This is a genomic window from Tsukamurella soli, assembly GCF_039541155.1.
Classification (GTDB): Bacteria; Actinomycetota; Actinomycetes; order Mycobacteriales; family Mycobacteriaceae; genus Tsukamurella; species Tsukamurella soli.
In genome coordinates, this window is record NZ_BAABFR010000077.1 from 1 (window position 1) to 24,624 (window position 24,624).

21 protein-coding genes and 1 pseudogene are annotated in these 24,624 nt (G+C 69.6%); 9 read left to right on the plus strand and 13 right to left on the minus strand.

Features of this window, described 5'->3' with window-relative positions; all coding sequences use genetic code 11:
* Positions 1-289: 289 nt before the first annotated feature.
* Together ABD908_RS19450 and trhO are read right to left on the minus strand one after the other, a co-directional pair.
* Positions 290-1,345, minus strand: a complete 1,056-nt coding sequence (locus ABD908_RS19450; RefSeq protein WP_344999030.1) for a CobW family GTP-binding protein — start codon at positions 1,343-1,345, stop codon at positions 290-292.
* On the minus strand, positions 1,342-2,250 hold the full coding sequence (gene trhO, locus ABD908_RS19455) for an oxygen-dependent tRNA uridine(34) hydroxylase TrhO (RefSeq protein WP_344999032.1): 909 nt from the start codon (positions 2,248-2,250) through the stop codon (positions 1,342-1,344). Before trhO ends, ABD908_RS19450 begins: the two co-directional genes overlap by 4 nt.
* A 64-nt stretch (positions 2,251-2,314) precedes the next feature.
* Between trhO and ABD908_RS19460 the strand changes: the two genes are divergently transcribed.
* Positions 2,315-3,553 (plus strand): esterase/lipase family protein, encoded by a 1,239-nt coding sequence (locus tag ABD908_RS19460; RefSeq protein WP_344999034.1) that lies wholly within the window; start codon positions 2,315-2,317, stop codon positions 3,551-3,553.
* 58 nt (positions 3,554-3,611) lie between these two features.
* Here the strand turns inward: ABD908_RS19460 and ABD908_RS19465 are convergent, their stop codons facing one another.
* From ABD908_RS19465 to ABD908_RS19495, 7 genes and pseudogenes are all read right to left on the minus strand, one after another.
* Positions 3,612-4,508 (minus strand): bifunctional allantoicase/(S)-ureidoglycine aminohydrolase, encoded by an 897-nt coding sequence (locus ABD908_RS19465; protein ID WP_344999036.1) that lies wholly within the window; start codon positions 4,506-4,508, stop codon positions 3,612-3,614.
* 120 nt (positions 4,509-4,628) lie between these two features.
* On the minus strand, positions 4,629-5,972 hold the full coding sequence (allB, locus tag ABD908_RS19470; RefSeq protein WP_344999071.1) for an allantoinase AllB: 1,344 nt from the start codon (positions 5,970-5,972) through the stop codon (positions 4,629-4,631).
* 69 nt (positions 5,973-6,041) lie between these two features.
* Positions 6,042-7,148 (minus strand): annotated as a pseudogene (locus tag ABD908_RS19475) (glycerate kinase); the annotation flags it as partial.
* Positions 7,149-7,155: 7 nt separating this feature from the next.
* On the minus strand, positions 7,156-8,943 hold the full coding sequence (gene gcl / locus ABD908_RS19480) for a glyoxylate carboligase (protein ID WP_344999038.1): 1,788 nt from the start codon (positions 8,941-8,943) through the stop codon (positions 7,156-7,158).
* 41 nt (positions 8,944-8,984) lie between these two features.
* Positions 8,985-9,935: a 2-hydroxy-3-oxopropionate reductase gene (locus ABD908_RS19485; RefSeq protein WP_344999040.1), complete on the minus strand. Its 951-nt coding sequence runs from the start codon at positions 9,933-9,935 to the stop codon at positions 8,985-8,987.
* Positions 9,919-10,743: a hydroxypyruvate isomerase family protein gene (locus tag ABD908_RS19490; RefSeq protein WP_344999042.1), complete on the minus strand. Its 825-nt coding sequence runs from the start codon at positions 10,741-10,743 to the stop codon at positions 9,919-9,921. The genes ABD908_RS19485 and ABD908_RS19490 overlap by 17 nt, the downstream gene beginning before the upstream one ends.
* Positions 10,744-10,809: 66 nt before the next feature.
* Complete coding sequence (locus ABD908_RS19495; RefSeq protein ID WP_344999044.1) at positions 10,810-11,214, minus strand: allophanate hydrolase-related protein; 405 nt, start codon at positions 11,212-11,214, stop codon at positions 10,810-10,812.
* 424 nt (positions 11,215-11,638) lie between these two features.
* Here ABD908_RS19495 and ABD908_RS19500 point away from each other — a divergent pair, with 424 nt between their 5' ends.
* From ABD908_RS19500 to ABD908_RS19510, 3 genes are all read left to right on the plus strand, one after another.
* Positions 11,639-13,216, plus strand: a complete 1,578-nt coding sequence (locus tag ABD908_RS19500) for an NCS1 family nucleobase:cation symporter-1 (protein ID WP_344999046.1) — start codon at positions 11,639-11,641, stop codon at positions 13,214-13,216.
* Positions 13,217-13,314: 98 nt separating this feature from the next.
* A complete protein-coding gene (locus ABD908_RS19505) occupies positions 13,315-14,034 on the plus strand; it encodes an aspartate/glutamate racemase family protein (protein WP_344999048.1) in 720 nt (239 codons plus the stop codon).
* A 125-nt stretch (positions 14,035-14,159) separates the two neighbouring features.
* A complete protein-coding gene (locus tag ABD908_RS19510; protein WP_344999050.1) occupies positions 14,160-14,927 on the plus strand; it encodes an IclR family transcriptional regulator in 768 nt (255 codons plus the stop codon).
* 180 nt (positions 14,928-15,107) lie between these two features.
* Here the strand turns inward: ABD908_RS19510 and ABD908_RS19515 are convergent, their stop codons facing one another.
* Both ABD908_RS19515 and ABD908_RS19520 read right to left on the minus strand, forming a co-directional pair.
* Positions 15,108-16,403, minus strand: coding sequence for a UDP-glucose dehydrogenase family protein (locus tag ABD908_RS19515; protein WP_344999052.1), 1,296 nt, complete (start codon positions 16,401-16,403; stop codon positions 15,108-15,110).
* A 176-nt stretch (positions 16,404-16,579) separates the two neighbouring features.
* Entirely contained in the window at positions 16,580-17,587 is a 1,008-nt protein-coding gene (locus tag ABD908_RS19520; protein WP_344999055.1) for a hypothetical protein, read from the minus strand.
* A gap of 73 nt (positions 17,588-17,660) precedes the next feature.
* Between ABD908_RS19520 and ABD908_RS19525 the strand changes: the two genes are divergently transcribed.
* Positions 17,661-18,161: a helix-turn-helix transcriptional regulator gene (locus ABD908_RS19525; RefSeq protein WP_344999057.1), complete on the plus strand. Its 501-nt coding sequence runs from the start codon at positions 17,661-17,663 to the stop codon at positions 18,159-18,161.
* On the opposite strand, the gene ABD908_RS19530 is transcribed toward ABD908_RS19525, so the two are convergent.
* Positions 18,108-19,397, minus strand: coding sequence for a hypothetical protein (locus tag ABD908_RS19530; RefSeq protein WP_344999059.1), 1,290 nt, complete (start codon positions 19,395-19,397; stop codon positions 18,108-18,110). The two genes, ABD908_RS19525 and ABD908_RS19530, sit on opposite strands and share 54 nt — an antisense overlap.
* A 280-nt stretch (positions 19,398-19,677) precedes the next feature.
* Here ABD908_RS19530 and ABD908_RS19535 point away from each other — a divergent pair, with 280 nt between their 5' ends.
* The 3 genes from ABD908_RS19535 to ABD908_RS19545 all read left to right on the plus strand — a co-directional run bounded on the left by ABD908_RS19535 (position 19,678) and on the right by ABD908_RS19545 (position 21,786).
* The gene (locus ABD908_RS19535) at positions 19,678-20,130 is read left to right on the plus strand and encodes a VOC family protein (RefSeq protein WP_344999061.1); all 453 of its coding nucleotides are present in this window, start codon (positions 19,678-19,680) and stop codon (positions 20,128-20,130) included.
* A gap of 103 nt (positions 20,131-20,233) precedes the next feature.
* The gene (locus ABD908_RS19540) at positions 20,234-20,920 is read left to right on the plus strand and encodes a GNAT family N-acetyltransferase (RefSeq protein ID WP_344999063.1); all 687 of its coding nucleotides are present in this window, start codon (positions 20,234-20,236) and stop codon (positions 20,918-20,920) included.
* A 44-nt stretch (positions 20,921-20,964) separates the two neighbouring features.
* Positions 20,965-21,786, plus strand: coding sequence for an MBL fold metallo-hydrolase (locus tag ABD908_RS19545; RefSeq protein ID WP_344999065.1), 822 nt, complete (start codon positions 20,965-20,967; stop codon positions 21,784-21,786).
* 18 nt (positions 21,787-21,804) lie between these two features.
* On the opposite strand, the gene ABD908_RS19550 is transcribed toward ABD908_RS19545, so the two are convergent.
* Positions 21,805-22,470 carry a TetR/AcrR family transcriptional regulator gene (locus ABD908_RS19550; RefSeq protein WP_344999067.1) on the minus strand — a complete coding sequence of 222 codons (666 nt, stop codon included), beginning with the start codon at positions 22,468-22,470 and terminating at the stop codon, positions 21,805-21,807.
* A 106-nt stretch (positions 22,471-22,576) separates the two neighbouring features.
* On the opposite strand from ABD908_RS19550, the gene ABD908_RS19555 reads away from it, so the two are divergent.
* Positions 22,577-24,624, plus strand: a 2,048-nt coding sequence (locus ABD908_RS19555; protein ID WP_344999069.1) for a DHA2 family efflux MFS transporter permease subunit, incomplete at its 3' end; no start/stop codon positions are given.

Consider the following 24,624-nt stretch of genomic DNA (forward strand, 5'->3'; position numbering starts at 1 on the left):
CTGAGGGGCCGGCGCGGGGGTCGGCGCGGCAGCGGCGATCGCGGGCGCAGCGAAGAACGCGGCGGCCGCACCGGCCATCGAGCCTGCGAGAACAGTCGTCTTCTTCATTGCAGATGGGCGCCGAGGTTCGGCACCGCTCTCCTTCCAGGATTCACGTGCGCAACATAGATCACTCTAGTCACACTAGTAACAGTGAATCATCCCTTGAGGGTTGCCCGCAATCGAACCATGGAAAGTCGCCGTTCCGTGACCTGCCGCAGACGTCACCGCGGGCCGGACGCATCACGCATCACGCCTCGGGCGAGAAGCGCAGCAACGAGAGCGTCGCCTGCCGGTCGGCGGGCACCGGTGCTCCGTCGGGGCCGTATGCGCACCCGACGACGCTCGCGCGGACACCGTCGGCGTCGATCCCGCGCCCCACGAACACCAGCACCGACCCGCTTCCAGGCACCCGCGCGGTCCGCACGTGCCGGCCCACCGTGTGGACCTCGAAGCGTGTGCCGTCGCCGACCTCGACGAATCCCTTGATCCGGAAGACGCCCCGCGGCGGCGCCTCGAGCAGTGCGGCCACGGCGCGCGCGTCGAGCCGGCTCTCAACGGTGACGTCGACGGCCTGGTAGCCGTCGTGCAGGTGCGCGTGCTCGTGGTGGCTGTGGCCACCCTCCCCCGCGCCGCCGCAGGCGTGGCCCTGCTCCTCGCGCAGCAGCTCGTCCAGGGTCAGCTGCCGCGGCCCGCTGTCGGCGGGGCGCTCGGCGACGTCGAACAGCAGCGTCGGATCGAGGGCGCCGTCCACGGTGGGCACCACGGGCGCGCCGCGGCCCGACGCCGCGACGTCGACGGCCACGGCGTCCGGGTCGGGCGCGAGGTCGACCTTGTTGAGCACCACCAGGTCCGCGATCGCCAGGTGGGTGCGCAGCGACGGATGGGTGGCGACGGTGTCGGCGAAGGAGAAGGCGTCCACCACGTACACGAGGCCGCCGTACGCGATCCGCCGCACGGTCGAGAAGGCGATCCGCCGGGCCAGGGCACCGGGTTCGGCGAGCCCGCTCGCCTCGACCACGATCGCATCCATCCCGGCGGCCGCCAATCGGGCGAGCGCGTCGTCGAGCTCGTCGTCGTCGACGGCGCAGCACAGGCAGCCGTTGCTCATGGCCACGGCGCCGTCCACCTGCCCCGCCACCAGCATCGCGTCGATGTTGACGGCGCCGAAGTCGTTGACCACCACGCCGATCCGGGCACCGTGTGCCACGCGCAGCAGGTGGTTGAGCAGGGTCGACTTGCCCGCGCCGAGGTAGCCGGCGAGGACCACCACGGGGACGTCCCGCCCCGCGGAGCGCGCGCTCATCCGGCCGCCCCGCCCCGCGCCGACACCACCGACATGCCCGCGGCGCAGTCCTCACACATCACGACCAACCCGCGCCCGTCCGGCTCGGGCCGGTCGACCACATCCGAGGTGGCCGCGCCGCACGCGGTGCAGGTCCCGACCGTCCGCGCGTCGGGTGTGAACGTCGTGCGCACACGCCCGTCGAAGACGTACAGTGCGCCCTCCCAGCGCCCGGCGTCACCGAACCGTCGGCCGTAGGCGGCGATCCCCCCGTCCAGCTGGTAGACGTCCGTGAAACCGCGGTGGCGCATCAGGGAGGTGAGCACCTCGCACCGCACTCCCCCGGTGCAGTAGGTCACCACCGGGCGGTCCTTGAGGTGGTCGTAGGCGCCCGAGTCGAGCAGCCCGACGAAGTCACGGGTGTGGCTGACCGGTGGCACGATCGCGCCCTGGAACCTGCCGATGGCGGCCTCGATCTCGTTGCGCCCGTCGAACAGCACGACATCGTCACGACGCGCGAGCATCTCGTGCAATTCGTCGGGACTCAGCCTGGCGCCGCCGCCGACGATGCCGTCGCGGTCGACGGTGACCTCCTCGGGCACCCCGAAGGTGACGATCTCGTCGCGCACCTTCACCGACAGTCGCGGGAAGTCAGCGGCGCCGCCCGCAGACCACGTGACGTCGGCGCCGGCGAACGGGCCGTACTCGCGGGTGCGGCGGACGTACCGCTTGACCGCGCCCAGCCCGCCGCCGACGGTGGCGTTGATCCCGTGCGGGGACAACACGATCCGCCCGGTCAGACCCAGCCGTTCGCAGAGTTCGCGCTGCCACAACCGGATCGCCTCGGGGTCGGCCAGTGGCGTGAACACGTAGAACAGGACGATCCGGCCGCCCGCCGTATCCGCCGCATCCCGCTCGCCCGTCACGTCGTGCGATCCTACCGTCGCGCGCCCTTGCCACACTTCAGTGCACACTCGTACACTATCCGGCATGGAGCATGCCGAACGTCGCGCCGAGGTCCGCGCGCTGGCCCACCTCGGCCTCACCGAGTTGGCCGGCGCCTCCGAGGGCATCCATCGCGTCCACCGCGCGATCTCCGACCGGGTGTTCACCGCGGTGCGACTCGGGACCGGCGCCGCGGCCGCGCCGGTGCAGGCACTGCACGACGGCATCACCGACGGCGTGTACCTGACCATCGGCACCGCCGCCGAGACCGCGGCCCGCGTCGCCCAGGCCGCGGCCGACCTGCCGCTCGCGACCGCCCCGTCGGAGACGGTGCGCGGCGCCGTGCTGATCGGCGTCGTGCAGGGGCTGATCGGCGACGAACTCGCCGAACGCGGGTCCGTGCTGACCGACAACCCGATGACGGTCCGGGTCGGCGGGCGCGTCGTCGCCCCGTCGCCGTGGGCGGTCGCGGCCGCCTTCCCCGACGCGCAGCGCAGCCTGGTGGTGTTCCTGCACGGCCTGGTCGAGACCGAGCACGCCTGGCGCCTGGGCGGCGGCCCGTCGTACGCGGAGCGCCTCGCCGAGGAGCTGCCCGTCACGCCGGTGCACGTGCGCTACAACACCGGCCGCCGCATATCGGAGAACGGGCGTGCACTCAGCGGGTTGCTCAATCAGCTCATGGCGGCCTGGCCGGTCCCCGTCGACTCCATCGTGCTGGTCGGCCATTCGATGGGCGGCCTCGTCGCCCGCAGCGCCGCCCACCACGGCACCGAGACCGGAGCGGCGTGGGTGGACAAGGTCACCACCACCGTCAGCCTCGGCAGCCCGCACCTGGGCGCCCCGCTCGAGACGCTCGCCCACTACGGCAGCGCGGCCTTGGTGGCCGTGCCCGAGACCGCCCCGTTCGGCCGGCTGCTGCGGCGGCGCAGCGCGGGCATCCGCGACCTGCGCGCAGGCAGCCTGGTCGACGAGGACTGGCGTGGGCGGGACGCCGACGCGCTCGGCGCGGCCGCTGCGGCGGAGGTTCCGCTGCTACCCGGCGCCACCCACTGCTTCGTCGCGGCGACGGTGACGCGCTCGCTCCGCAACCCCGTCGGCCGCATCGTGGGCGACGGCCTGGTGCTCGCGCCCAGCGCGTCGGGACGAAGCAGTGTGCGCCGCATCGGCTTCGACGCCGCCGACGGCATGCACCTGCCGCGCGCCCACCACTTCACGCTGCTTCATCACGAGGCCGTCTACGAGCGGCTGCGGGGCTGGGTGCGCGGCGCGCCGGCGCTGACCTGACGGAGCTTCGTTTCGGGGTCCACCAGGGCGACTGCGGAGAGCTGTCGGATCCCGATCGTCATCCGGGAGACAGTCGAGAAGGCAACCGCAGCTCCTGCGGAATGAAGCCTCGACCGTCGACCGATCGTGCCGCAATCCCGTTCTGGTACAACGCAGCGTGCCGGTTCACGTCCTTGTACAGCAGGTACCGGAAGGGTTCGGGGCCACCCGCGTAGCATGCCTGCGGGCAGAAGGCGCGTAACCATAGGAAATCGCCTGCCTGCACTTCGATCCAGTCCGTGTTGAGCAGATACATGGCCTTGCCTTCGAGCACGTAGAGGCCGTGTTCCATCACGTGCGTCTCCGGGAAGGGGATCGCGCCGCCCGGCTCGAAAGTCACGATGTTGACGTGCATGTCGTGGCTGACGTCGGTCGGATCCACGAATCGCTTGGTCCGCCAAGCACCGTCGGTGTCGGGCATCGGAACGCCCTCGACGTCGGCCTCCCGAGTCACCACCGAGGCGGGCACGTCCACACCGTCCACACGCTGGTAGCTCTTGCGGATCCAGTGAAACGTGCTCGTGGCCGTACCCCTGTTGCGCAGGGTCCATGCCGCGTCCGGTGCGAGGTACGCGTAGCCACCCTCGGCGAGGAGGTACTCGATACCATCGAGCGTCAAAACGATCTCGCCATCGACGACGAAGATCACCCCCTCCGCATCGGGGTCGTCCTCAGGTCGGAGGCTGCCGCCGGAGGGCAGTACCTCGACGACGTAGTACGAGAAGGTCTCAGCGAATCCGGAAAGCGGGCGGGCGAGCACCCACAACCTGGTCGCATCCCAGTGCGGCAGCAGGCTGGTGGTGATATCGCTCATCGTCCGTCGCGGCAACACGGCGTACGACTCGGTGAACACTGCGCGTTCAGTGGTCAGGTCGGTCTGCGCGGGCAGACCGCCCCGCGGTACGTAATAGGTCATGGCTTCCTCATCTGTGGAGCAGGGCGGGTCGTCGGTGCGTGGAAATGCGGATCCGTGGTCGGGTCGATCGGAGATCGATGGGTCGACCGACGGACCGTGCCGAGAGACGTGCGCCGTGGACTACGCCATCCCCCGACTCAGCAGTCGTCCTCGGGGCGGGGCGTCGAGGTCGATCCGCTCCCCGGCGAGCCACGTGCCGCGCACGACGCCGGCGAGAGCGCGCCGGTCGTAAGCGGACACGGGATTCTTGTGGTGTAGCTTCGCCACGTCGACGACGAAGGCGGCATCCGGGGCGAACACGACGAGATCGGCGGCGTATCCGAGCGCGATGTGCCCTTTCGTGTTGAGGCCGACCTGTTCGGCGGGGTTCTCCGCCATCCACCGGACGACATCCGAGAGGCTGCGGCCGCGGCGCCTCGCCTCGGACCACACCGCGGGCAGCGAGACCTCCAGGGAGGCGATGCCACCCCAGGCCACCCCGAAGTCGCCGATGTCGAAGCGCTTGAGCTCGGGTGTACACGGAGAGTGGTCGGTCACCACGCAATCGATCGTGCCGGAAGCCAGCCCCTGCCAGAGCAACTCGCGGTTCCGCGCCTCGCGGATCGGTGGGCAGCACTTGAATTGTGTTGCACCGGAGGCAATCTCCTCCGAGGTGAAGGTCAGGTAGTGGGGACAGGTCTCGGCCGTGAGCCTCACCCCGTCCGCCCGTGCGGAAGCGATCATCGGCAGCGCGTCTGAGCTCGACAGATGGAGGATGTGCACCCTGCCCCCCGTCCAGCGGGCGAGCTCGATGACCTCGGCGATCGCGAGATTCTCCGCACCCCGCGGCCGAGAGCTCAGGAAGTCCTCGTACTTCTCGCCTCCGGGCGACGCGGCGTGGTCGATCGCGTGTGCGTCCTCCGCGTGCACGATCATCATCGCGCCGAACGAGGCGACCTCCTTGAGTGCCAGCTCGAGCGCTGCCGGGTCGAGGGGCGGGAACTCATCGACCCCGGAGTGCAGCAGGAAGCACTTGAATCCGAACACTCCTGAATCGTGCAACCCACGCAGGTCTGCGATGTTGCCCGGTACCGCGCCTCCCCAGAATCCCACGTCGACGTAGACCTGCGAGGCCGCGACGTCGCGTTTGATCGCGAGTGCCTCGACGTTGACGGTCGGCGGGATGCTGTTGAGCGGCATGTCCACGATGGTCGTCACGCCACCGGCCGCGGCTGCGCGGGTCGCGCTGGCGAAACCCTCCCATTCGGTGCGACCGGGCTCGTTGACGTGCACATGGGTATCGACCAGCCCGGGGATCAGCACCTCGTCCGGAGCCAGCTCGATCACCTCCTCGGCGTCGAGCACGGCGTCGAACGGCTCGATGACGACGATGCGCCCGCCTCGCACTCCGATACATCGGGACACCTCGCCCGCCGCGGTGATCACCCTGGGCGCTCGGAACAGCAGGTCCAACCGGTCATTCATTCTGTGTGCCTTCCTTTCAGGCTGAAAACTGTGTCCGGGGCTCGCACCGCCGCCCGTCAGGTGCTCGGTGGCGATCAGGCGGCCGACGTCGTGCAGCAACCGCGCGGCGTCGGCCATCGCGACCGCCGTGTCGGGCTCGATGTCCGTGAGCGCGTACGCCGCGCCGATCCCAGCCCTTTCCAGTTCCCGGTGATCGAGCGTGTTACGCCCGGCGACCGCCAGCACCGGGATACAGTGCCGGCGAGCGGCGGCGGCCACGCCGACGGGCGCCTTACCCGACAGGCTCTGCTGGTCCAGCGAGCCCTCGCCGGTGATCACCAGATCGACCCCGTCGAGCCGCGTATCGAAGTCGAGTAGCTCGAGCACGAGATCGATGCCGGCCCGGGGCTCGGCATCGAAGACCGCCATCAGCCCGAACGCCGTGCCCCCGGCCGCGCCGGCTCCAGGTGTCTGCGCCGCGAGGTCACGGCCGGTCACGTCGGCGACCACCGCTGCCCACCGCACCAAGGCCCGCTCCAGCACCTCGTGCTCTGCGGTGCCGGCACCCTTCTGACGTGCATACACTGCCACCGCGCCCCGCGGACCGAGCAGCGGATTGTCCACGTCGCACGCGAGCCGGAACCGGGCCCGTCGTGCACCGGCGTGCACGCCGGAGAGGTCGAGTCGGTGCGCGTCGACGAGCGCGCCGCCACCGGTGCCGATCGCGTGCCCCGCGGCATTCTCGATCACGGCGCCGAGCGCCTGAAGCAGGCCCGCGCCACCGTCGGTGGACGCGCTGCCGCCGAGGCAGACGGTCACGTCGGTGCAACCCCGGTCGAGCGCGTGCGCGATCATGATCCCGGCTCCGAACGTGGTGGCATCGAGCGGGGCGGACACCCCGCCGGGCAGATGTACCAGCCCCACCGCCGCGGCCACCTCGATCACCGCGAGGCCTCCGCACACGGCGTATGTGGCCGTGACCGGGGCCCCCGTGGGACCTGTCGTGTCCACTGTCACCGATTCCCACCCGGCGGCGATGGCGGCGGCGACCGTCCCGTCCCCGCCATCTGCGACCGGCAGTGTGGTCACCCGCGCGGCAGGGTCGACGGACGTCAGACCGGATGCGAGCGCGTTCGCCACCTCGGCGGCCGTGAGCGATCCCTTGAACTTGTCGGGTGCCACCAGCACGTGCGTCATCAGGCACCTAGTCCAGCAACATCAGTGCGGTCGGCGTGTCCGAGGGAACTCCTGCGAGGTCCTCGAACTCGGTGACGTTGTCCAGTTCCGTGCCCATCGAGATGTTGGTGATCTTCTCGAGGATCACCTCGACCACGACCGGGACCCGGAACTGGGCCGCCATCGTCTTGGCCCGCGCCAGCGCGTCCGGGAGCTGGTCGGGTTCCTCCACGCGAATCGCCTTGCAGCCCAACCCTTCGACCACCCGCACGTGGTCGACTCCGTACCCCTTCGCCCGGCCGATCGTGTCGTCGGCGTTGATGTTGTCGAAGCCGAGCTGCACGCAGTAGTCCATGTCGAACGCACGCTGCGCCTGTCGGATCAACCCCAGATACGAGTTGTTCACCAGCACATGGATGTACGGCAGGTTGAACTGCGCGCCGACGGCCAGCTCCTCGATCATGAACTGGAAGTCGTAGTCCCCCGACAACGCGACCACGGTGGAGTCGGGGTCGGCGGTGACCACGCCGAGCGTCGCCGGGACGGTCCACCCGAGCGGTCCGGCCTGGCCGCAGTTGATCCAGTTGCGCGGGTGATAGACATGGAGGAACTGGCCGCCGGCGATCTGCGAGAGCCCGATGGTGCTCACGTAGCGGGTCTCCCGACCGAAGGCCTTGTTCATCTCCTCGTACACGCGCTGCGGCTTCATCGGTGCCTCGTCGAAGTGCGTCTTGCGCAGCATCGTCCGCTTGCGATCGGCGCACTGATCCACCCACTCGGTGCGGTCCGGCAGAGTACCCGCACCGCGGCGCTCGCGAGCCACCTCCAGCAGCCGCTCGAGGGCGGCCTTGGCATCGGACACGACGCCGTAGTCCGGTGCGAACACCCGACCGATCTGGGTGGGCTCGATGTCGATGTGCACGAACCTGCGGCCCCTGGTGTACGTGTCCAGACCACCGGTGTGCCGGTTCGCCCACCGGTTGCCGATGCCCAGCACGAAGTCGGACGCCAGCATCGTCGCGTTGCCGTACCGAGTCGCCGTCTGCAGCCCCACCATTCCGGCCGCGAGCCGATGGTCGTCCGGAATCGATCCCCACGCCATCAACGTCGGCACCACCGGGATGTCGAGCAGCTCCGCCAGCTCGACCAGCAGGTCGGAGGCATCCGCGTTGATGATCCCGCCACCGGCGACGATCAGCGGACGCTCGGCAGTGGCCAGCATGTCCAGGATCTTCTCGACCTGGGCGCGAGACGCCTCGGGCTTGTACGCCGGCAGCGGGGTATACGTGTCGGGGTCGAACTCGATCTCGGCGAGCTGAACGTCGATCGGCAGGTCGATCAGAACCGGACCGGGCCGGCCCGAACGCATCAGCCCGAACGCCTCCTGAAAGACACCCGGCACCTGTGCCGGCTCGAGGACGGTGGTCGCCTTCTTGGTGACCGGCGCCGCGATCGCCGCGATGTCGACGGCCTGGAAGTCTTCCTTGTGTAGGCGTGCGACCGGCGCCTGTCCGGTGATCGCGAGGATGGGGATCGAGTCCGCCATCGCCGAGTACAACCCGGTGATCATGTCGGTGCCGGCCGGCCCCGAGGTGCCGATGCATACTCCGATGTTTCCGGCCCGGGCACGGGTGTAGCCCTCGGCCATGTGGGACGCTCCCTCGACATGCCGGGCGAGGACGTGCCGGATCCCGCCGTGGTCACGCATCGCTGCGTAGAACGGGTTGATCGCGGCGCCGGGCAGGCCGAATGCCTGTGTGGCGCCTTCCAGTTCGAGGATCTTCACGGCCGCGTCGACCGCGCGCATTCGAGGCATTCTCGTCTCCAATAGTTTCGATGTGGGCTTGGGTGAGTGGGTCAGTTCAGGTTGCGGCCGGACAGGCGCTCGACGCCTTTCAGCAGGCCCGAGTGGTCGAGTCCGCCGTCGCCGTTGGCGCGGGCCGAGGCCATCAGTTGCGCTACGAGCCCGCCGAGCGGGGTGACCACGCCGGCCTCGCGCGCCGCGGCGGTGACGATGCCGAGGTCCTTGTGGTGCAGGGCGATGCGGAAGCCGGGCGCAAAGGAACGGTCGAGCATCTTCTGCGCCTTCTGGTCGAGGACGGCGGAACCGGCCAGCCCGCCACCGAGCACCCGTACCGCTGCGGCGGTGTCCACCCCGTACGCCTCGAGGAAGACGATCGCCTCGGCGAGGAGCTCGATATTTCCCGCGACGATCAGCTGGTTAGCGGCCTTGACCGTCTGGCCGGAGCCGCTGGGCCCGACGTGCACGATGGTCTTGCCCACGGCGGCGAAGACCGCTGCGGCCGCATCGAAGTCCTCGGCGGCGCCACCGACCATGATCGAGAGCGTGCCGTTGACGGCACCGGGCTCCCCGCCCGAGACCGGGGCATCGAGCAACCGGAGGCCCTGCCCGTGCGCCTGCTCGGCGAGTCGCACGGTCACGTCAGGACGGATGCTGGAGAAGTCGACGATCAGCGTGCCCGGCTCGGCGTGGCCGAAGACACCGTCCTCGCCCGTCAGCACCGCCTGCACATCGGGCGAGTCCGGAACCATGATCGCGACCACGTCCGCGCCGGCAACGGCGTCGGCGATCGACTCGGCCGCAACGCCTCCGGCGGCGACGAGATCCTTGGCGCGATCGGGGGTGCGGTTGTATCCGACCACTCGGTGTCCGGCACGGACGAGATTGACGGCCATGGGGCTGCCCATGATGCCGAGACCAATGAAGGCGATAGTGCTCACGCGTGTATCCCTCGGAGAATAGGTGATTGGTTGGCGGGTTCGGGTCGGCTCAGGAGGCGCCTGCACCGGCGGCGCGCCGGTCGCGGGGAAGCCAGTCGAACGTATTCGCGCGGGTCGGCTTGTACTCCAACCCGACGTATCCGGTGTATCCGGCGCGGTCGAGTCGACCGAGGAGGGCATCGAGGTCGAGGCTCCCCGTACCGGGTTCGCCGCGCCCGGGAGCATCTGCGATCTGCACGTGGCCGACCCGGTCCGCGTACCGGTCGATCACGGCGTCGATGTCGTCACCGTTCACCCGCAGGTGGTAGAGGTCGGCCAGCAGTCGCAGCGCGTCGACGTCATACCGGTCGCGGACGCGGTCGATGACGGACACTGCGTCCGCCGCGAGCTTGAGGGGGTAGGCGGGGGCGCCGCTTACGGGCTCGACGAGGACGACGGCGCCGATCCGCGCCGCGGCGCGCCCCGCCCGCGCGAGATTCTCCGCCCCCAGCTCGTCCTGTACTTCGGGGGCCACTCCCTCGAGCCGGTTGCCGTACAAGGCGTTGAACGCCGTGGTTCCCAGGCGCTCCCCGATCCCTACGGCCACCGCCACGTTGTCGACGAACTCGTGCGAGCGCGTGGGGTCCGACAGCAGCCCACGATCCCCGGCCGGCATGTCCCCGGCTGCGAAGTTCAGGCCGGTCAGCTGAACGCCTGCATCGTCTATCGCGCCGATGAAGGCGTCGACCTCGGCGTCACCGGGGACGGCAGCGGCGAAGGGCCACCAGAACTCGACTGAGTCGAAGCCTGCGTCGCGGGCCGCCTGGGGGCGCTGCAGCAGCGGCAGATCGGTCAGCAGTATGGAGCAGTTGACTGTATATCGGCGGGGTGCCATGTGATTCCCTTCGTGATGTGGCTCGGATTCCCTTGCGGGACTGTCCGAGTGGGCGTCGTCGAACGCTCAGGCGGTGGCCGAGTCCGGGTGTGGCAGTCCCCGGTAGGCCCGCCAATCTCCGACCTGGGTGATCTCGATGAGCTCGTCGGCGATCGATTCGGTGAGACCGGGGCGCAGCGTCACTGCCAGCACTGAGCGCCCGTCGTCGAGCTCGATGACGTCGAGCTGGAGTTCCGCAGGCTCCTCCGGAAGGAAGTCGGTCCGGATCGCGTCCAGCGATACCTCGTACAACTCCCCCGCGATCGCGCCGCCGAGTTCCTCGTCGGAGAGCAGCGCAGGAAAGTCGTCGCGGACGGAGAAGAAGCGGTAACGCGGCGCCGTGACAGCCGGCCCTAAGAAGGTGTGGTCGGCGACGTTGTGATGCAGGTCTCCGCCACGCATCGCACCTCCATTACAGAACACTTCGGGCATTTCTTCCTCTCGTCACGGAGTAGGTGGGTCACCGACGCTCCGGGGCTACGGCACGGCATCCCGGGTCGGCCAGCAGAGTCGAATGCGGACACCCACCGACGTCGGACCATTTATGTCTCGCATAGTGGAAATGTTTTTCCACTTTGCGGATGATTCCAGTGAACACCGTCACATCAGAGGCTGTCAAGAGGCCCGACCCACAGCGCGTGGCCGGCACCATCGGCCCCCACTCCTCCCGTGGCGCGACCGCGCGAGACATGCCGACGCACAGACCGAGGCGGCCCGAACCGGGCCTTGACGTGACGCAGAACACAGCGCACAATTTCACCGTGCGATACGGATCTTCCACGATGCGGATACTCGCCAGGGAGCACGTCGCCGTTCCATCGCCGCCGAGCCGGTCAGTCCGAAACGAGGAGTCCCGATGCCCACCACCAGTCAGGGTGACCCCACCAGCGCCCCAGAACCACACACAAGCACCTCCGAGCGGCACCATCACGAGCACGTCGACCCGATCCTGCACCGACCGCCGAGCGCGGCGGGACAGCCGGGGCTGCCCCCGATCAGTGAGCGGCTGTACAACCAGGATCTGGCGCCGACGAGGGTCGAGGGACGCCGCTGGAGCGCCTACAGCATCTTCACCCTGTGGGCGAACGACGTACACAGCCTGGGCAACTACGGATTCGCGCTCGGTCTGTTCGCGCTCGGCCTCGGGGGCTGGCAGATACTGCTGGCGCTCGGCATCGGCGCGGCACTGCTGTTCGTCCTGCTGACCATCTCCGGATATATGGGATTCAAGACGGGCGTACCGTTCCCGGTGATGTGTCGCATCGCCTTCGGCGTCCGTGGCGCGCAGTTGCCCGCACTGATCCGCGGCGGCGTCGCCGTGGTCTGGTTCGGGATCCAGACCTATCTCGCCTCACTGGTGCTGCGCGTCCTGCTCATCGCCGTGGTGCCCGGACTCGACAGGCTCGACCACAACTCCATCCTCGGTCTGTCGACCCTCGGCTGGCTTACCTTCGGCGCCCTATGGCTCGTTCAGACGTACATCGTCCAACACGGCATGGACACGATCCGCAAGTACGAGGCGTGGGCCGGTCCCGTCATCCTGATCACCATGGCGGCACTCGCCGTATGGATCCTCACCAAGGCGGGCGGTTCTATCGCGTGGTCCACCAACCATCGCCTCACCGGCGCGTCGATGTGGCACGAGATCTTCGCCGGCGGCGCGCTGTGGGTCTCCATCTACGCGACGTTCGTGCTCAACTTCTGCGACTTCACGCGGGCGTCCAGGTCTAAGCGGTCGATCGCGCTGGGCAACTTCTGGGGCATTCCCATCAACGTCCTGTTCTTCGGAGTCATCGTGGTCGTCATGGCCGGCGCGCAGTTCCGGATCAACGGTCACGTCATCGAGAGCCCGGCAGACATCGTCAAGGAGATCCCTGACACCGCGCTGCTCGTGATCGCATCGCTCGCACTGCTGGTGCTGACGGTCGCGGTGAACCTGATGGCCAACTTCGTGGCCCCGATCTACGCACTGACGAACCTGGTTCCGCGCAAGCTGAACTTCAAGCGCGCCGGTCTGATCAGCGCCGTGATCGGTCTCGTGATCCTGCCGTGGAACCTCTACAGCACCCCCGCCGTCATCGTCTACTTCCTCGGGGGACTCGGCGCACTGCTCGGCCCCCTGTTCGGCATCATCATCGCCGACTACTGGCTGCTCCGTCGCACCAGGATCGACGTGCCCGCGTTGTACACCGAGGACCAGTCCGGCGCTTACGCGTACCGCTCGGGGGTCAACCCGAGGGCGATCGCCGCGTTCGTCCCGGCCTCGGCGATATCGTTGCTGATCGCCTTCGTCCCGGCGCTCCGCTCACTCTCGCCCTTCGCGTGGTTCGTCGGTGCCGGGCTCGGCGCTGTCATCTTCCTCGCCGTGGCAGACCGCACGCGCGTCTACGACGACGTCTCCGGTGAGCCGATCGCTGTCCCCAGCGTCCACTGACCGTGCGGCCGGCTCCACAGCCAGACCGGATGACGTTCCCTCCCAATCGTTTCAACCGCCGCACTGAACACTTCTCCGCCGAACCACAAGGACCTGTAATGCGCATTCTCGTCGTGAACGTCAACACCACCGAATCGATGACCGAGTCGATCGGCGCCCAGGCCGCCGCCGCGGCCGCGCCGGGCACCGAGATCGTGCCGCTCACGCCGATATTCGGCGCCGACTCCGTGGAAGGCAACTACGAGAGCTACCTCGCTGCCATAGCGGTGATGGAGACCGTGCGGAGGTACCCCGAGCGGTTCGATGCCGTCATCCAAGCGGGTTATGGCGAGCACGGACGTGAGGGGCTGCAGGAACTGCTGGACGTGCCCGTCGTCGACATCACCGAGGCCGCCGCGAGCACCGCGATGTTCCTCGGCCACACCTACTCCGTGGTGACGACACTCGACCGGGCCGTCCCGCTCATCGAGGACCGGCTCCTGGTGGCCGGCCTGCGGGCGCGCTGCGCCTCGGTCCGGGCGAGCGGTCTCGCGGTGCTCGAGCTCGAGCAGGAGCCGCAACGCGCGGTCGAGAGCATTGTGGAGCAGGCCCGGCTGGCGGTCGTCGAGGACGATGCCGAAGTCATCGTGCTGGGATGCGGGGGTATGGCCGGACTCGACTCCGCCATCCGCAGCCGGGTCGGCGTCCCCGTCGTGGACGGCGTCGCCAGCGCGGTGACGATCGCCGAGTCGCTGGTGCGACTGGGGTTGTCGACCTCCAAGATCCGCACCTATGCCCCACCGCGACCCAAGACCTTCACGAACTGGCCGCCACACTGACCGGCCTCGTCGGCCTCCCGCCGGTTCGCTACGCCCCTTCTCTGCATACGCTGCGAAGTTCCCGTCTTGTGAAAGAATAACGGGGTCTATGCAGCACATCGGCTGAGATGAACACTGGAGGAGCGATGGCGGATCCGACTGCGCCGGGAGGTGGCGTTCAGTCGGTCAGGCGAGCGTTCGATGTGCTCGAGATCATGGCCTCCGCAAGCGGCGCGATCGGGATCAGCGCGCTCGCCGAGGCGTCGGGGTTGCCCGTGCCGACCATCCACCGGCTGACGCGGACCCTCGTCGATCTCGGTTATGTACGTCAGCTGCCTTCGCGTCGATACTCCTTGGGGGCCAGGCTCATCAGGCTCGGTGACGGCGCCGCTCAACTGGTCGGGTCGTGGTCGCGCCCGTACCTCGCGGAGTTGGTGACGGCCACGGGCGAGACGGCGAACATGGCGCAACTCGACGGCATCACAGCCGTGTATGTCGCCCAGGTGCCATCCGAGCACTCCATGCGCACGTTCACAGAGGTCGGTCGGCGGGTGCATCCCCACTGCACGGGGGTGGGCAAGGCGTTGCTCGCCCAACTCGCGGACGATCAGGTTCGGCGAATACTGGCACGCAGCGGAATGCCTGCCCAGACCGCCAACACCATGACCGACCCCGAAGCTCTCATCGCGGACCTCGACCTCGTCCGGCAGCGCGGTTTCGCGATCGATGAGGGTGAGCAGGAGATCGGAGTGCGATGCTTCTCGGTGGCGGTGCCCGACGCGCCGACGCCGACCGCCATCTCCATCTCCGGGCCTGCGACCCGCGTCACCGCGGACTGCGCGCAGCACATCGTCCCGCTGCTGCAGCAGGTCGCCCAGGCACTGTCCGCCGAGTTCCGCGCCCACGCCGTCTGACCGCACGCGCAGATCGAGATCGCGTTCATCAGCGCTGTCACCCCGCCGGGGACGTCCCCGTCGCCCGCCCTCCTCAACATGTGCACCCTTCCGTCGCCCGCCCTCCTCAACATGTGCACCCTTCCGTCGGCCAGGCGGCCGCGGCAGCCACCCTGGGCGGCCGACGGAAGGGTGCACATGTTACGTGCGGTAGGTCCAGCCCGCGGCCTCCCACTCGCCGCGGGGCATGCAGTTCCGGCCGTCGATCAAGGTGCGGCCGCGGGCCACGGCGCCGACCGCCGCAGGCGCGAGCTCCCGGAACTGGCGCCACTCGGTCAGCACCAGCACCGCGTCGGCCCCCTCGCACGCCTCCAGCGCGGTCGTCGCGTAGTCGAGCGTCGGGAACAGGCGACGCGAATTATCCATGGCCTCAGGGTCGTACACGCTCACCGCGGCGCCCTGCAGCTGGATCTGCCCGGCGATGTTGAGCGCCGGCGAGTCCCGCACGTCGTCGGAGTCGGGCTTGAACGCACAGCCGAGCACGGCGACCTTGGCGCCCAGCAGTGTGCCGCACGCATCGCGCGCGACGTCGACCATCCGGGTGCGGCGGCCCATGTTGATCGCATCCACCTCGCGCAGCAGCCCGTGCATGTGCCCGGCGCCCAGCTCGCCGGAGCGGGCCATGAACGCACGGATGTCCTTCGGCAGGCACCCACCACCGAAACCCACTCCGGCACCCAGGAACCGGCGGCCGATACGGCTGTCCACGCCGATCGCGTCGGCGAGGGCCACCACGTCGGCGCCGGCCGCCTCACACACCTCGGCGACGGCGTTGATGAACGAGATCTTGGTCGCCAGGAAGGCGTTCGCGGAGACCTTCACCAGCTCCGCGGTGGCGGTGTCGGTCACGAAGAACGGGGTGTCCCGGGCGAGCATCGGCGCGTACACCTGCCGTGCCACCTCCTCAGCGCGGCCGCCCTCCTCGACGCCCAGCACCAGACGGTCCGGCTCGAGCGTGTCGACGACCGCGTGGCCCTCGCGGAGGAACTCCGGGTTCCACGCGAATTCGACGGTGTGCCCGGTCAATCCACGCGCCCGCGCGCGCAGCAGATCGGTGGTGCCCACCGGGACCGTCGACTTACCGAGGATGACGGTGTCGCCGCGCAGGTGCGGCACCAGTGAGTCGACCACGGAGTTCACGTACTTCAGATCGGCAGCGAACTCGCCCTTGCGCTGCGGCGTTCCGACGGCGATGAAGTGCACCTCACCGAACTCGGCGGCCTCCTCGTAGGAGGTGGTGAACCGCAGCCTGCCGGCCTCGACGTTGCGCCTCAGAACGGCCGGCAGACCCGGCTCGTGGAATGGGACCTTGCCCTCGGAGAGTGCGCCCACCTTGCTCGCGTCGACGTCGACGCCGAGCACGTCGTGGCCCAGCTCGGCCATGCATGCCGCGTGCGTCGCCCCCAGGTACCCCGTACCCAGCACAGTGATCCTCATGGCCCGAAGGTAGCCACGCACACGCGGCCACGGAACCCGGGAACGCCGATGTTCCAACACAGTTCGGCATGGATTCACACCGCCGTCCCGGCCGGGTCAGACCCGTTGCCCGCCCGTCGCCCGGTGTTCCCCCGCGCGCCGCCCGCCCGTCACCGGACGGTGCCGCGCCCCCGGTGTCAGCTCGACGGCTCGTCGTCGTCCGCCGCGTCCGACAGCCGCTCGGCACGCCCGGCGGCGAGGCTGTGGGTGTCGGCCTGCCCGCTGTGCCCGCGTCCCTCTCTGCCGCGCAGGATCCGCTTCGGCAACCGGTTGACCAGATCGCTCATCGGCGCGACGGCAGCGGTCATCAGCGTGACGGCGTCGTTCAGCTCGGCGACCGCGCCGTTCATGTGATCGATGTTGGGGGACAGCTCGCCCATCACGTCGGTCAGCCGGGTGACCGCGTCGAGGGGGCCGCCGGGGGCGATCGCGCGCTCGATCGCGCCACCCTCGCCGATCAGCTGGTCGATCAGCCCGCCGTCCTCCACGGCCCGGTCGAAGACACCGCCCTCGATCGTGAGCTTGTCCAGGATGCCGTCCTTGCGGGCCAGCTTGTCGAGGACACCGTCGGTAGCGGTGAGCTTGTCCAGCACGCCGTCCTTGGCCATCAGCTTCTCGAGCACGCCGTCGGGTGCGGTGAGCTTGTCCAGCACACCGCCCTCGGACGTCAGCCGCTCGAGCACGCCCTCACTCTCGGTGATCTGGTCGACGACGCCGCCCTCGCGGGTCAGCCGGTCCAGCGGGCCGCCGGTGCTGGTCAGCCGGTTGACGATGCCGTCGTCGCGGGACAACTGGTCCAGCAGGCCGCCCGGCGCGGTGAGCTTCTCGAGCAGGCCGTCGGGCGCCGTGAGCCGGTCGACGACGCCGCCCGGGTGCAGCACCCTGTCCAGCGGGCCGCCGCGCGCGATGGCGATGCCGATGGGGCGGTCGGGCTCGAGCAGGGACGCGAGCCGCTGCAGCAGTTGCACCGGGGTGATGGCGGCGGCTCCGGCGGTATCGACGTGCAACGCGGAGTTCACCTCGGCCTCGACGTTCTGCACCGCGAACCGGGCGACGGCCATGCCGCCCTCCACCGCTGACATCGCCGCCCCGGCGGTCGCGAAGGCGACGCGCACGGGCGCGGAGACTATCGACTTGGCATCCATGCCGCCGATGGTAGGCGGTGCGCGGGATGTACCCACGCGCATTGCCCTATTGCGCGCTGCAATACTGGTATCCATGCCGGTGCGCGCACCCGACGACGTGCTCGTCCACCTCCGCCGGGCCCATGACCACGCGGACCGGCACTACCGGGATCCGCTCGATCTCGAGACCCTCGCCGCAGTCGCCGGGATCAGCAAGTTCCACTTCCAGCGGCTGTTCACGGCCACGTACGGCATGTCACCCGCCGAGCACCTGTCGCGCCGCCGGATCGAGCGTGCGCAGGACCTGTTGCGGGCCACCAACCTCACGGTGACCGAGGTGTGCATGGCGGTGGGATTCGCGAGCCTGGGGTCGTTCTCGAACCGGTTCCGTGACCTGGTGGGCGAGAGCCCGTCCGAGTTCCGCGGCCGGTACACCGACGGGGCCCCGCGGATCCCGGGCTGCTACCTCTTCATGGCGGGGCTGGCCGAGCGCCGGCCCGAGCCCGCACCCTGCGAGCCCGACGGTGACCCGCCGACCCGGCTAGCCGGGTCGGCGGGAGCTGACGGGCGCGCCGCCGAGGTCCGCCGGGTGTAACGGCACCACGCTGGCGGGAAGCGGTGGGAAGACCAGCAGCACCAGGATCGCGATGCGCACGAACCTCGGTGCGGACGGGACCGTGTGACCGGCCTCCGCCCCCGTGATCAGGAACGCCGACACGTAACCGACCGCGACGTCGAACGCGATCAACACGAACCACCGAGTGGTGTCCACGGTCGTGGCGAACACGGGTAGGTAGAGCGCTGCCGCCGCTGATGCCAGTACCCAGTGACGGGGCCGGATCGAGTCCCAGGGAACGCGGGTGGCGTCCGTGGATCTGAGCGCGAACACGACGACCGCCAGGGCGACGATCCCCAACGAGCCCCCCAGCGCGATCCACCCACGGTCCGTCCAGACGATCTGCACGGCCTGACTCGCATTCAGATCCAGGCTCTGCGTGGACAGTCGGCACGTCCACACCCTGAGATCTCCGCTCCCGCCGGGAAGCATGGGGGTTCGCCACCGTCCGGCCGGACCGATCGCGCAGAACCGCTCGGCCACACGGGTGGCTCCCGCCGTCGCCGAGAAGTACAGGGCGACCAGAATCCCCGGTAGGCAGGCCGCGGACAGTAGGCCGAGCAGCCGTCGGTAGCTCTGGTCGTGACGCACCGCCCAGACAGTGAACGACAGTACGAACCCCAGCGAGAACTCGAGCGCTATGGCTTCGTGCACGAGGGTCAGGAACAGCGTGACGATCCCGATTCCCGCGGATGTGACCAGCGCCCTGGAGTAGGTCTGCGTCCTGCGCAGTATCAGCGTCGAGGTGATCGACAGGGCGGCGCCGAGGAGCTCCGGGCGAGCGTTCATCAGCCCGTACAGCGTCGAGCAGGGCAGCAGGATGAATACGATCGCGAGTCCGTTTCTGACCGCGGGATCTACGCCCCGGTACGTGAAGATCGCCCGAGCCATCGCGGCGATCGCCGCGAGGAATACGGCGATACATACCCAGGGAAGGATCGCGTAGCCGTGCGGGCCGAGCGCATCCGCGATTTCGCCCGCCATGCCCCGCCGGACGAATCCGAACCGGTAGTCGACCACCCAGTATCCGAACTCGGTGGGGCCGGGCGGGACGGCCAGGCGGGCGGAGAGCCAAATGATCACCCAGATCGGTAGGGCGATCCAGATCGCTCTCGTCAGCCGGGGTCGGCCGCCCTGTGTGCCGATGGCCCACTTCACCGGCTGCGCTGCCGCGGCCCCCAGCCCCTTCATCCCCGCGTTCATCCTCGCCGTCACGGACGACTCGACATCGCAGCGGTTGCATTCCGAGACATGAGACCCCCTCATGGACAGCGAGCACGAACGCCCAGTAATACACCATTCGAAGTATTCTCCGCGGCCGAAGTCGCAACTGCGAAATCGATGCAGAAGTAATGACTTTCGCTAGTTCGCGACGTACAGGACGGGTTCGGGACCACTGACCACGCCCATCCACCGGGCGTCCGCACGAGGCGCCATCCGAAGCCCGCAATCCAGGAGAAGCCCGACGGCGGCGGGCCCGGCTAGCGTCGTCGGCATGATCACCAACATCTCCCTCCTGTCCGTCTTCGTCCGCGACATCGACGAGTCGCTGACGTTCTATACCGACGTCCTCGGCTTCGAGGCCAAGGACGACCTCCAGCTGGGTCCGGACTTCCGGTGGTGCACCGTGGTCCACCCGAACCAGCCCGAGATCCAGGTGCACCTGACGACACCGTCGAAGCCCCTGTCCGACGACCTGATCGGCGCGTTCCAGCGAGCGCAGGCCGCCGGCGGCCTCCCCGGCCTCGGCCTCCAGGTCGACGACTGTCGTGCCACCTACGAGGACCTGCGCGCGAAGGGCGTCGAGTTCATCCAGACCCCCGAGGAGCGGCCCTACGGGGTCGAGGCCCTGATGCGCGACAACTCGGGCAACTGGATGGTGTTGGTCGAGCCGCGTGCGTACTCGCCGGAGGACTTCGCGGGCTCCGGGATCGGCGGCGCGGAGTAGGCGCACGCAGCGGGTTGCCGATGGTCCGCTCAGCGCCCCATCGACAACCCGCTGCGCCGGCCCCGAGGCGGCCCCGCCGCGCCGCCGTGCCAGGCTGGGTGCCGTGACCGATACCGCGCCACTCACCGACCCGATCCGGAACTCGTTGACGGGCATCCAGTCCCGCTTCGCGCAGACCCGTGGGCGGATCACGCGGTATCAGCCCGACGTCTCCGTGTTCTACGGGCATCCGGCGGAGCTGACGGCCGACGACTACGCCGACGCCGCCGCGCTGGCCGGGCGCGACGCCACAGTGTTGCTGCGCGACCGTCGGACCCCGCTGCCCGCGGGCTGGCGCGTGGTCGAGACGATCGGCCTGGTGCAGCTGTCCGGCGAAGCCTTCGAGACCGAGCCGGGCGACGGCACCGTCGTCGCGCTGACCGCCGCCGATGTCCCGGAGATGACCGCCCTGGTGCGGCGCACCGAGCCCGGGCCGTTCCTGCCGCGCACCATCGAGCTGGGCACGTACCTGGGCGTCCGGGGCGCCGGCGGTGCGCTGGTCGCGATGGCCGGCGAGCGCATGCGCCCGGGCGGCTGGACGGAGATCAGCGCGGTCTGCACGGCGCCGGAAGCGCGCGGCCGAGGTATCGCCACACGCCTGATGCGGGCGGTGGGCGCGGGGGTCCGGGCCCGCGGCGAGCAACCGTTCCTGCACACCGGCGCCGACAACCCCGCGCAGCGGATGTACCACGCGCTCGGATTCGTCACGGTGAGCGAGGTCGCGCTGGAGATAGTACGGCCGGTGTCGTGATCGGCCCTTGACCCCGACTCCGGTCGAGGTTGTTACATGGACTCATGACCGAGCCGTGGATCTGCACCGGATGTGCCGTCGAATACCCGGGCGACGCCGCACCGCCCATCGTCTGCCCGATATGCGCCGACGAGCGCCAGTACATCCCCGCGGGCGGGCAGCGCTGGGTCACGGCCTCCGAGCTGCACGCCGCGGGGCATCACATCGAGGTGACCGAGCTGGGCCCGGGCATCTGGGGCCTGACGGCGCGCGGCGTCGGCATCGGCCAGACCGGGATACTCATCGAATCCGCCTCGGGCAACCTCCTGTTCGACGTTCCCGGGTTCGTCGACGAGGCCGCGGTCGATGCCGTGCGCGCGCTGGGCGGGATCGCCGCGATCACGAGCAGCCATCCGCACATGTTCGGCGCCCAGTCGGCGTGGAGCGCGGCGTTCGACGGTGCGCCCGTGTGGGTCTCGGCCGCCGACGCGGGCTGGCTCGGGATCCGGCCGCCTGCGCTGCGGCTGTGGTCGGAGCCGTTCGAGGTGCTGCCGGGGATCACGCTGGACGTGATCGGCGGGCACTTCCCCGGCAGTGCCGTGGCGTATCGCCCTGCCGGCGACGGGCGCCCATCGGTGCTGCTGGGCGGCGACGGGGTGATGGTGGTCCCCGACGGCCATGTCGCGTTCCTGCGCGGCTACCCGACGATGATCCCACTCTCGGGAGCGGTGGTCCGCCGCATCGCGGATCGCCTGTCCCGCTACGAGATCGACGTCGCATACAACAACTTCGGCCGGTCCACCGGACCGGACGCGAGCGCGATCATCGAGGCGTCCGCGCGGCGCCACATCGACTGGGTCGGCGGCCGGTTCGACCACCTCACCTGAGCAGGTCGTCCGAGCGGGTCAGTGCCGCACGTGCTTGCGGCTGTCCAGCTCCTGGATCTGCTCGGCGGTGAGCGCCGGCACGGCGAGCGGCACGCGCGGGCCGTCGGCGCGGATACCGTCCAGCAGCAGCTCCATGTACCGGCGCCACGCACCGGGTGCCACCGACTCGGTCGCCTCGCTGATCGCGGAGATCATGCACACGATGCCGAAGAAGTCCGTCTCCACCAGCTCGTCGCGGATCACGCCGGCCTCGCGGGCGCGGCCGTACACGCCCTCGACCAGCCGCGACACGGCCTGCTTGGCCTCCTCCAGCACGGGCGCAGAGTGGTCGACGCTCGTGAGCAGGGTCGCAAGCCCGCGGTCGTCGGCCACGAACTCCCCCACCGCGTTGAGCAGCAGCGCGAGTGCATCCCACGGCCCGACGTCGGCGATGTCCGATTCGATCCGCTCCGTCACCTCCCGGATGTGGTCGACGAACACCGCCTCGACCAGCTCGTCCCGGTTCGCGAACCGCCGGTACACCGTGCCCACTCCGACCCCGGCGTGCGCGGCGACATCGTCGAGGGTCACGTCGAGGCCACGCTCGGCGAACAGCTCACGAGCGGCCACGACGATGCGCCGCCGGTTGCGCGCCGCGTCGGCGCGCAACGGGCGAGCGGCAGGTGCTGGATCTATCGTGGTCATAGTCACAGCATATCAACCGGAGCAAGTATCTCCACTTCGTGCTACTGTCATCCAGTAACCGGAGGAATAGCCTCCGATAGCGAGACCACTCGATAACGGAGAAACCATGAGCACTCTCACCCGCGAGCTCGACTCCGAGCCCGCAGAAGAGGCGGAAGAGACGGCCGCGCAGCGCAGCCACCGCCTGCGCTGGGTCGTCCTCGGCGTCCTCGCCCTCGCCCAACTGATGGTGGTGCTGGACGCGACCATCGTGAACATCGCTCTGCCCCACGCACAGTCCTCGCTGGGCTTCGACAACGCCGACCGGCAGTGGATCGTCACCGCCTACGCGCTGGCGTTCGGCTCACTGCTGCTGCTGGGTGGCCGGCTGTCCGACCTCGTCGGCCGCAGGACGACGCTGATCATCGGCCTGGTCGGCTTCGCCGGCATGTCGGCGCTCGGCGGCGCCGCGGTGAACTTCGACATGCTGGTGACCGCCCGCGCCGGCCAGGGCCTGTTCGGCGCTCTCCTCGCGCCCGCTGCGCTCGCGCTGCTCACCACCACGTTCACCGACCCCTCGGAGCGCGCCCGTGCGTTCGGCATCTTCGGCGCGATCGCGGGCGGCGGCGGCGCGCTCGGCCTGCTGCTCGGCGGCATGCTCACCGAGTGGGCCGACTGGCGCTGGTGCCTGTACGTCAACCTGGCGATCGCAGCGATCGCCCTCGTGGGGGCGATGCTGTTCCTCAGCGACCACAAGGCGGAGCACCGCCCGCGGCTCGACATCCCCGGTGTGGTGACGGTGTCGGCGGCCCTGTTCTCGATCGTCTACGGCTTCTCCAACGCCGAGACCAACGGTTGGGGCAACTGGGCCACGATCTGCTGGCTGGTGGCCGGCGCGGTCCTGCTGGCGGCGTTCGTCTGGCTCCAGGCCCACACGAAGCACGCCCTGCTGCCGCTGCGCGTGATCCTCGACCGCACCCGCGGCGGCTCGTACCTCGCGGTGTTCATCGCAGGCATCGGCATGTTCGGCATCTTCCTGTTCCTCACCTACTACCTGCAGCAGAACCTGGGCTTCACCCCGATCAGCACCGGCCTGGCGTTCCTGCCGATGATCGGTGTGCTCATCGTCGGCTCGACGGTGGCGACCACCGTGCTGCTGCCCCGCTTCGGCCCGCGGTGGATGATCGCCATCGGCATGCTCGTCGCCGCCGGCGGGATGGTACTGCTCACCCAGCTCACCGACTCGTCGCACTACGCGTCCGACATCCTGCCCGGCCTGCTGGTGATCGGCCTCGGCATCGGCATGTCGATGGCGCCGTCGATGCAGGGAGCGATCTCCGGTGTGTCCCCCGAGGACGCCGGCGTCGCCTCGGCCACCGTCAACACCATGCAGCAGGTCGGCGGCTCGGTGGGCACGGCCCTACTGTCGACGATCGCGTCCAGCGCGGCCACCGCGTGGGCCTCGTCGCACGCCCGGACCACCGCACCCAAGCAGCTCGCGGCACTGGCCGCGGTGCACAGCTACACCACCGCGTTCTGGTGGGCCGCGGCGATCTTCGCGATCGGCGGGTTGCTGGCGGGTCTGGTCATCCGCGGCGGCAAGCTGCCGACGACCGCCGAGGCCGTCGACGTCCCGCCGACCGTCAACGAGGGCGAGGAGGCCCTGGCCGCCGCACCGACGGTGTCCACTCCGGCTGTGCCGACGGTGTCGGCTCCTGCCGCGCCGGTGGCCGAGGTCACCGGGCCGCGGTCGATCGAGGGCCGCGTCCTGGACCTGACCGGCGGCGCCGTGCCGGGTGCGACGGTGGCGGTCACGGACGCGACGGGCATCCAGGTCGCCCGCGCCGGCGTGACCGGCGAGGGCCGGTACGCCATCGCCGCGCTGGTGTCCGGTGTGTACACGGCGATCGCCACCGCGCCCGGTTTCGGGCCGCAGGCGCAGACGGTCCGCGTCCCCGAGGGGCACGTGGTCACCCGCGACTTCGAGCTCGAGTCCGGCACCGTCCTGGCCGGCCGGGTGCACACCGACGACGGCCCGGTCCCCGCGTTGCTGATGGTGACCGACCAGACGGGTGTCGTGGTGGCCCGCAGCCAGGCCGAGTCGGACGGTTCGTTCCGGGTGCTCGGTCTCGAGCCGGGGACGGTGGCGGTCACCGCGACCGCCCCGGGTTTCCA

What these genes read in the sequence shown, in the direction of transcription:
- ABD908_RS19450 (WP_344999030.1), bottom strand. Translation starts at nt 1,345, where the DNA reads ATGAGCGCGCGCTCCGCGGGGCGGGACGTCCCCGTGGTGGTCCTCGCC.
- ABD908_RS19460 (WP_344999034.1), top strand. Translation starts at nt 2,315, where the DNA reads ATGGAGCATGCCGAACGTCGCGCCGAGGTCCGCGCGCTGGCCCACCTC.
- ABD908_RS19465 (WP_344999036.1), bottom strand. Translation starts at nt 4,508, where the DNA reads ATGACCTATTACGTACCGCGGGGCGGTCTGCCCGCGCAGACCGACCTG.
- allB (WP_344999071.1), bottom strand. Translation starts at nt 5,972, where the DNA reads ATGAATGACCGGTTGGACCTGCTGTTCCGAGCGCCCAGGGTGATCACC.
- gcl (WP_344999038.1), bottom strand. Translation starts at nt 8,943, where the DNA reads ATGCCTCGAATGCGCGCGGTCGACGCGGCCGTGAAGATCCTCGAACTG.
- ABD908_RS19490 (WP_344999042.1), bottom strand. Translation starts at nt 10,743, where the DNA reads ATGGCACCCCGCCGATATACAGTCAACTGCTCCATACTGCTGACCGAT.
- ABD908_RS19495 (WP_344999044.1), bottom strand. Translation starts at nt 11,214, where the DNA reads ATGCCCGAAGTGTTCTGTAATGGAGGTGCGATGCGTGGCGGAGACCTG.
- ABD908_RS19500 (WP_344999046.1), top strand. Translation starts at nt 11,639, where the DNA reads ATGCCCACCACCAGTCAGGGTGACCCCACCAGCGCCCCAGAACCACAC.
- ABD908_RS19505 (WP_344999048.1), top strand. Translation starts at nt 13,315, where the DNA reads ATGCGCATTCTCGTCGTGAACGTCAACACCACCGAATCGATGACCGAG.
- ABD908_RS19510 (WP_344999050.1), top strand. Translation starts at nt 14,160, where the DNA reads ATGGCGGATCCGACTGCGCCGGGAGGTGGCGTTCAGTCGGTCAGGCGA.
- ABD908_RS19515 (WP_344999052.1), bottom strand. Translation starts at nt 16,403, where the DNA reads ATGAGGATCACTGTGCTGGGTACGGGGTACCTGGGGGCGACGCACGCG.
- ABD908_RS19520 (WP_344999055.1), bottom strand. Translation starts at nt 17,587, where the DNA reads ATGGATGCCAAGTCGATAGTCTCCGCGCCCGTGCGCGTCGCCTTCGCG.
- ABD908_RS19525 (WP_344999057.1), top strand. Translation starts at nt 17,661, where the DNA reads ATGCCGGTGCGCGCACCCGACGACGTGCTCGTCCACCTCCGCCGGGCC.
- ABD908_RS19535 (WP_344999061.1), top strand. Translation starts at nt 19,678, where the DNA reads ATGATCACCAACATCTCCCTCCTGTCCGTCTTCGTCCGCGACATCGAC.
- ABD908_RS19545 (WP_344999065.1), top strand. Translation starts at nt 20,965, where the DNA reads ATGACCGAGCCGTGGATCTGCACCGGATGTGCCGTCGAATACCCGGGC.
- ABD908_RS19550 (WP_344999067.1), bottom strand. Translation starts at nt 22,470, where the DNA reads ATGACCACGATAGATCCAGCACCTGCCGCTCGCCCGTTGCGCGCCGAC.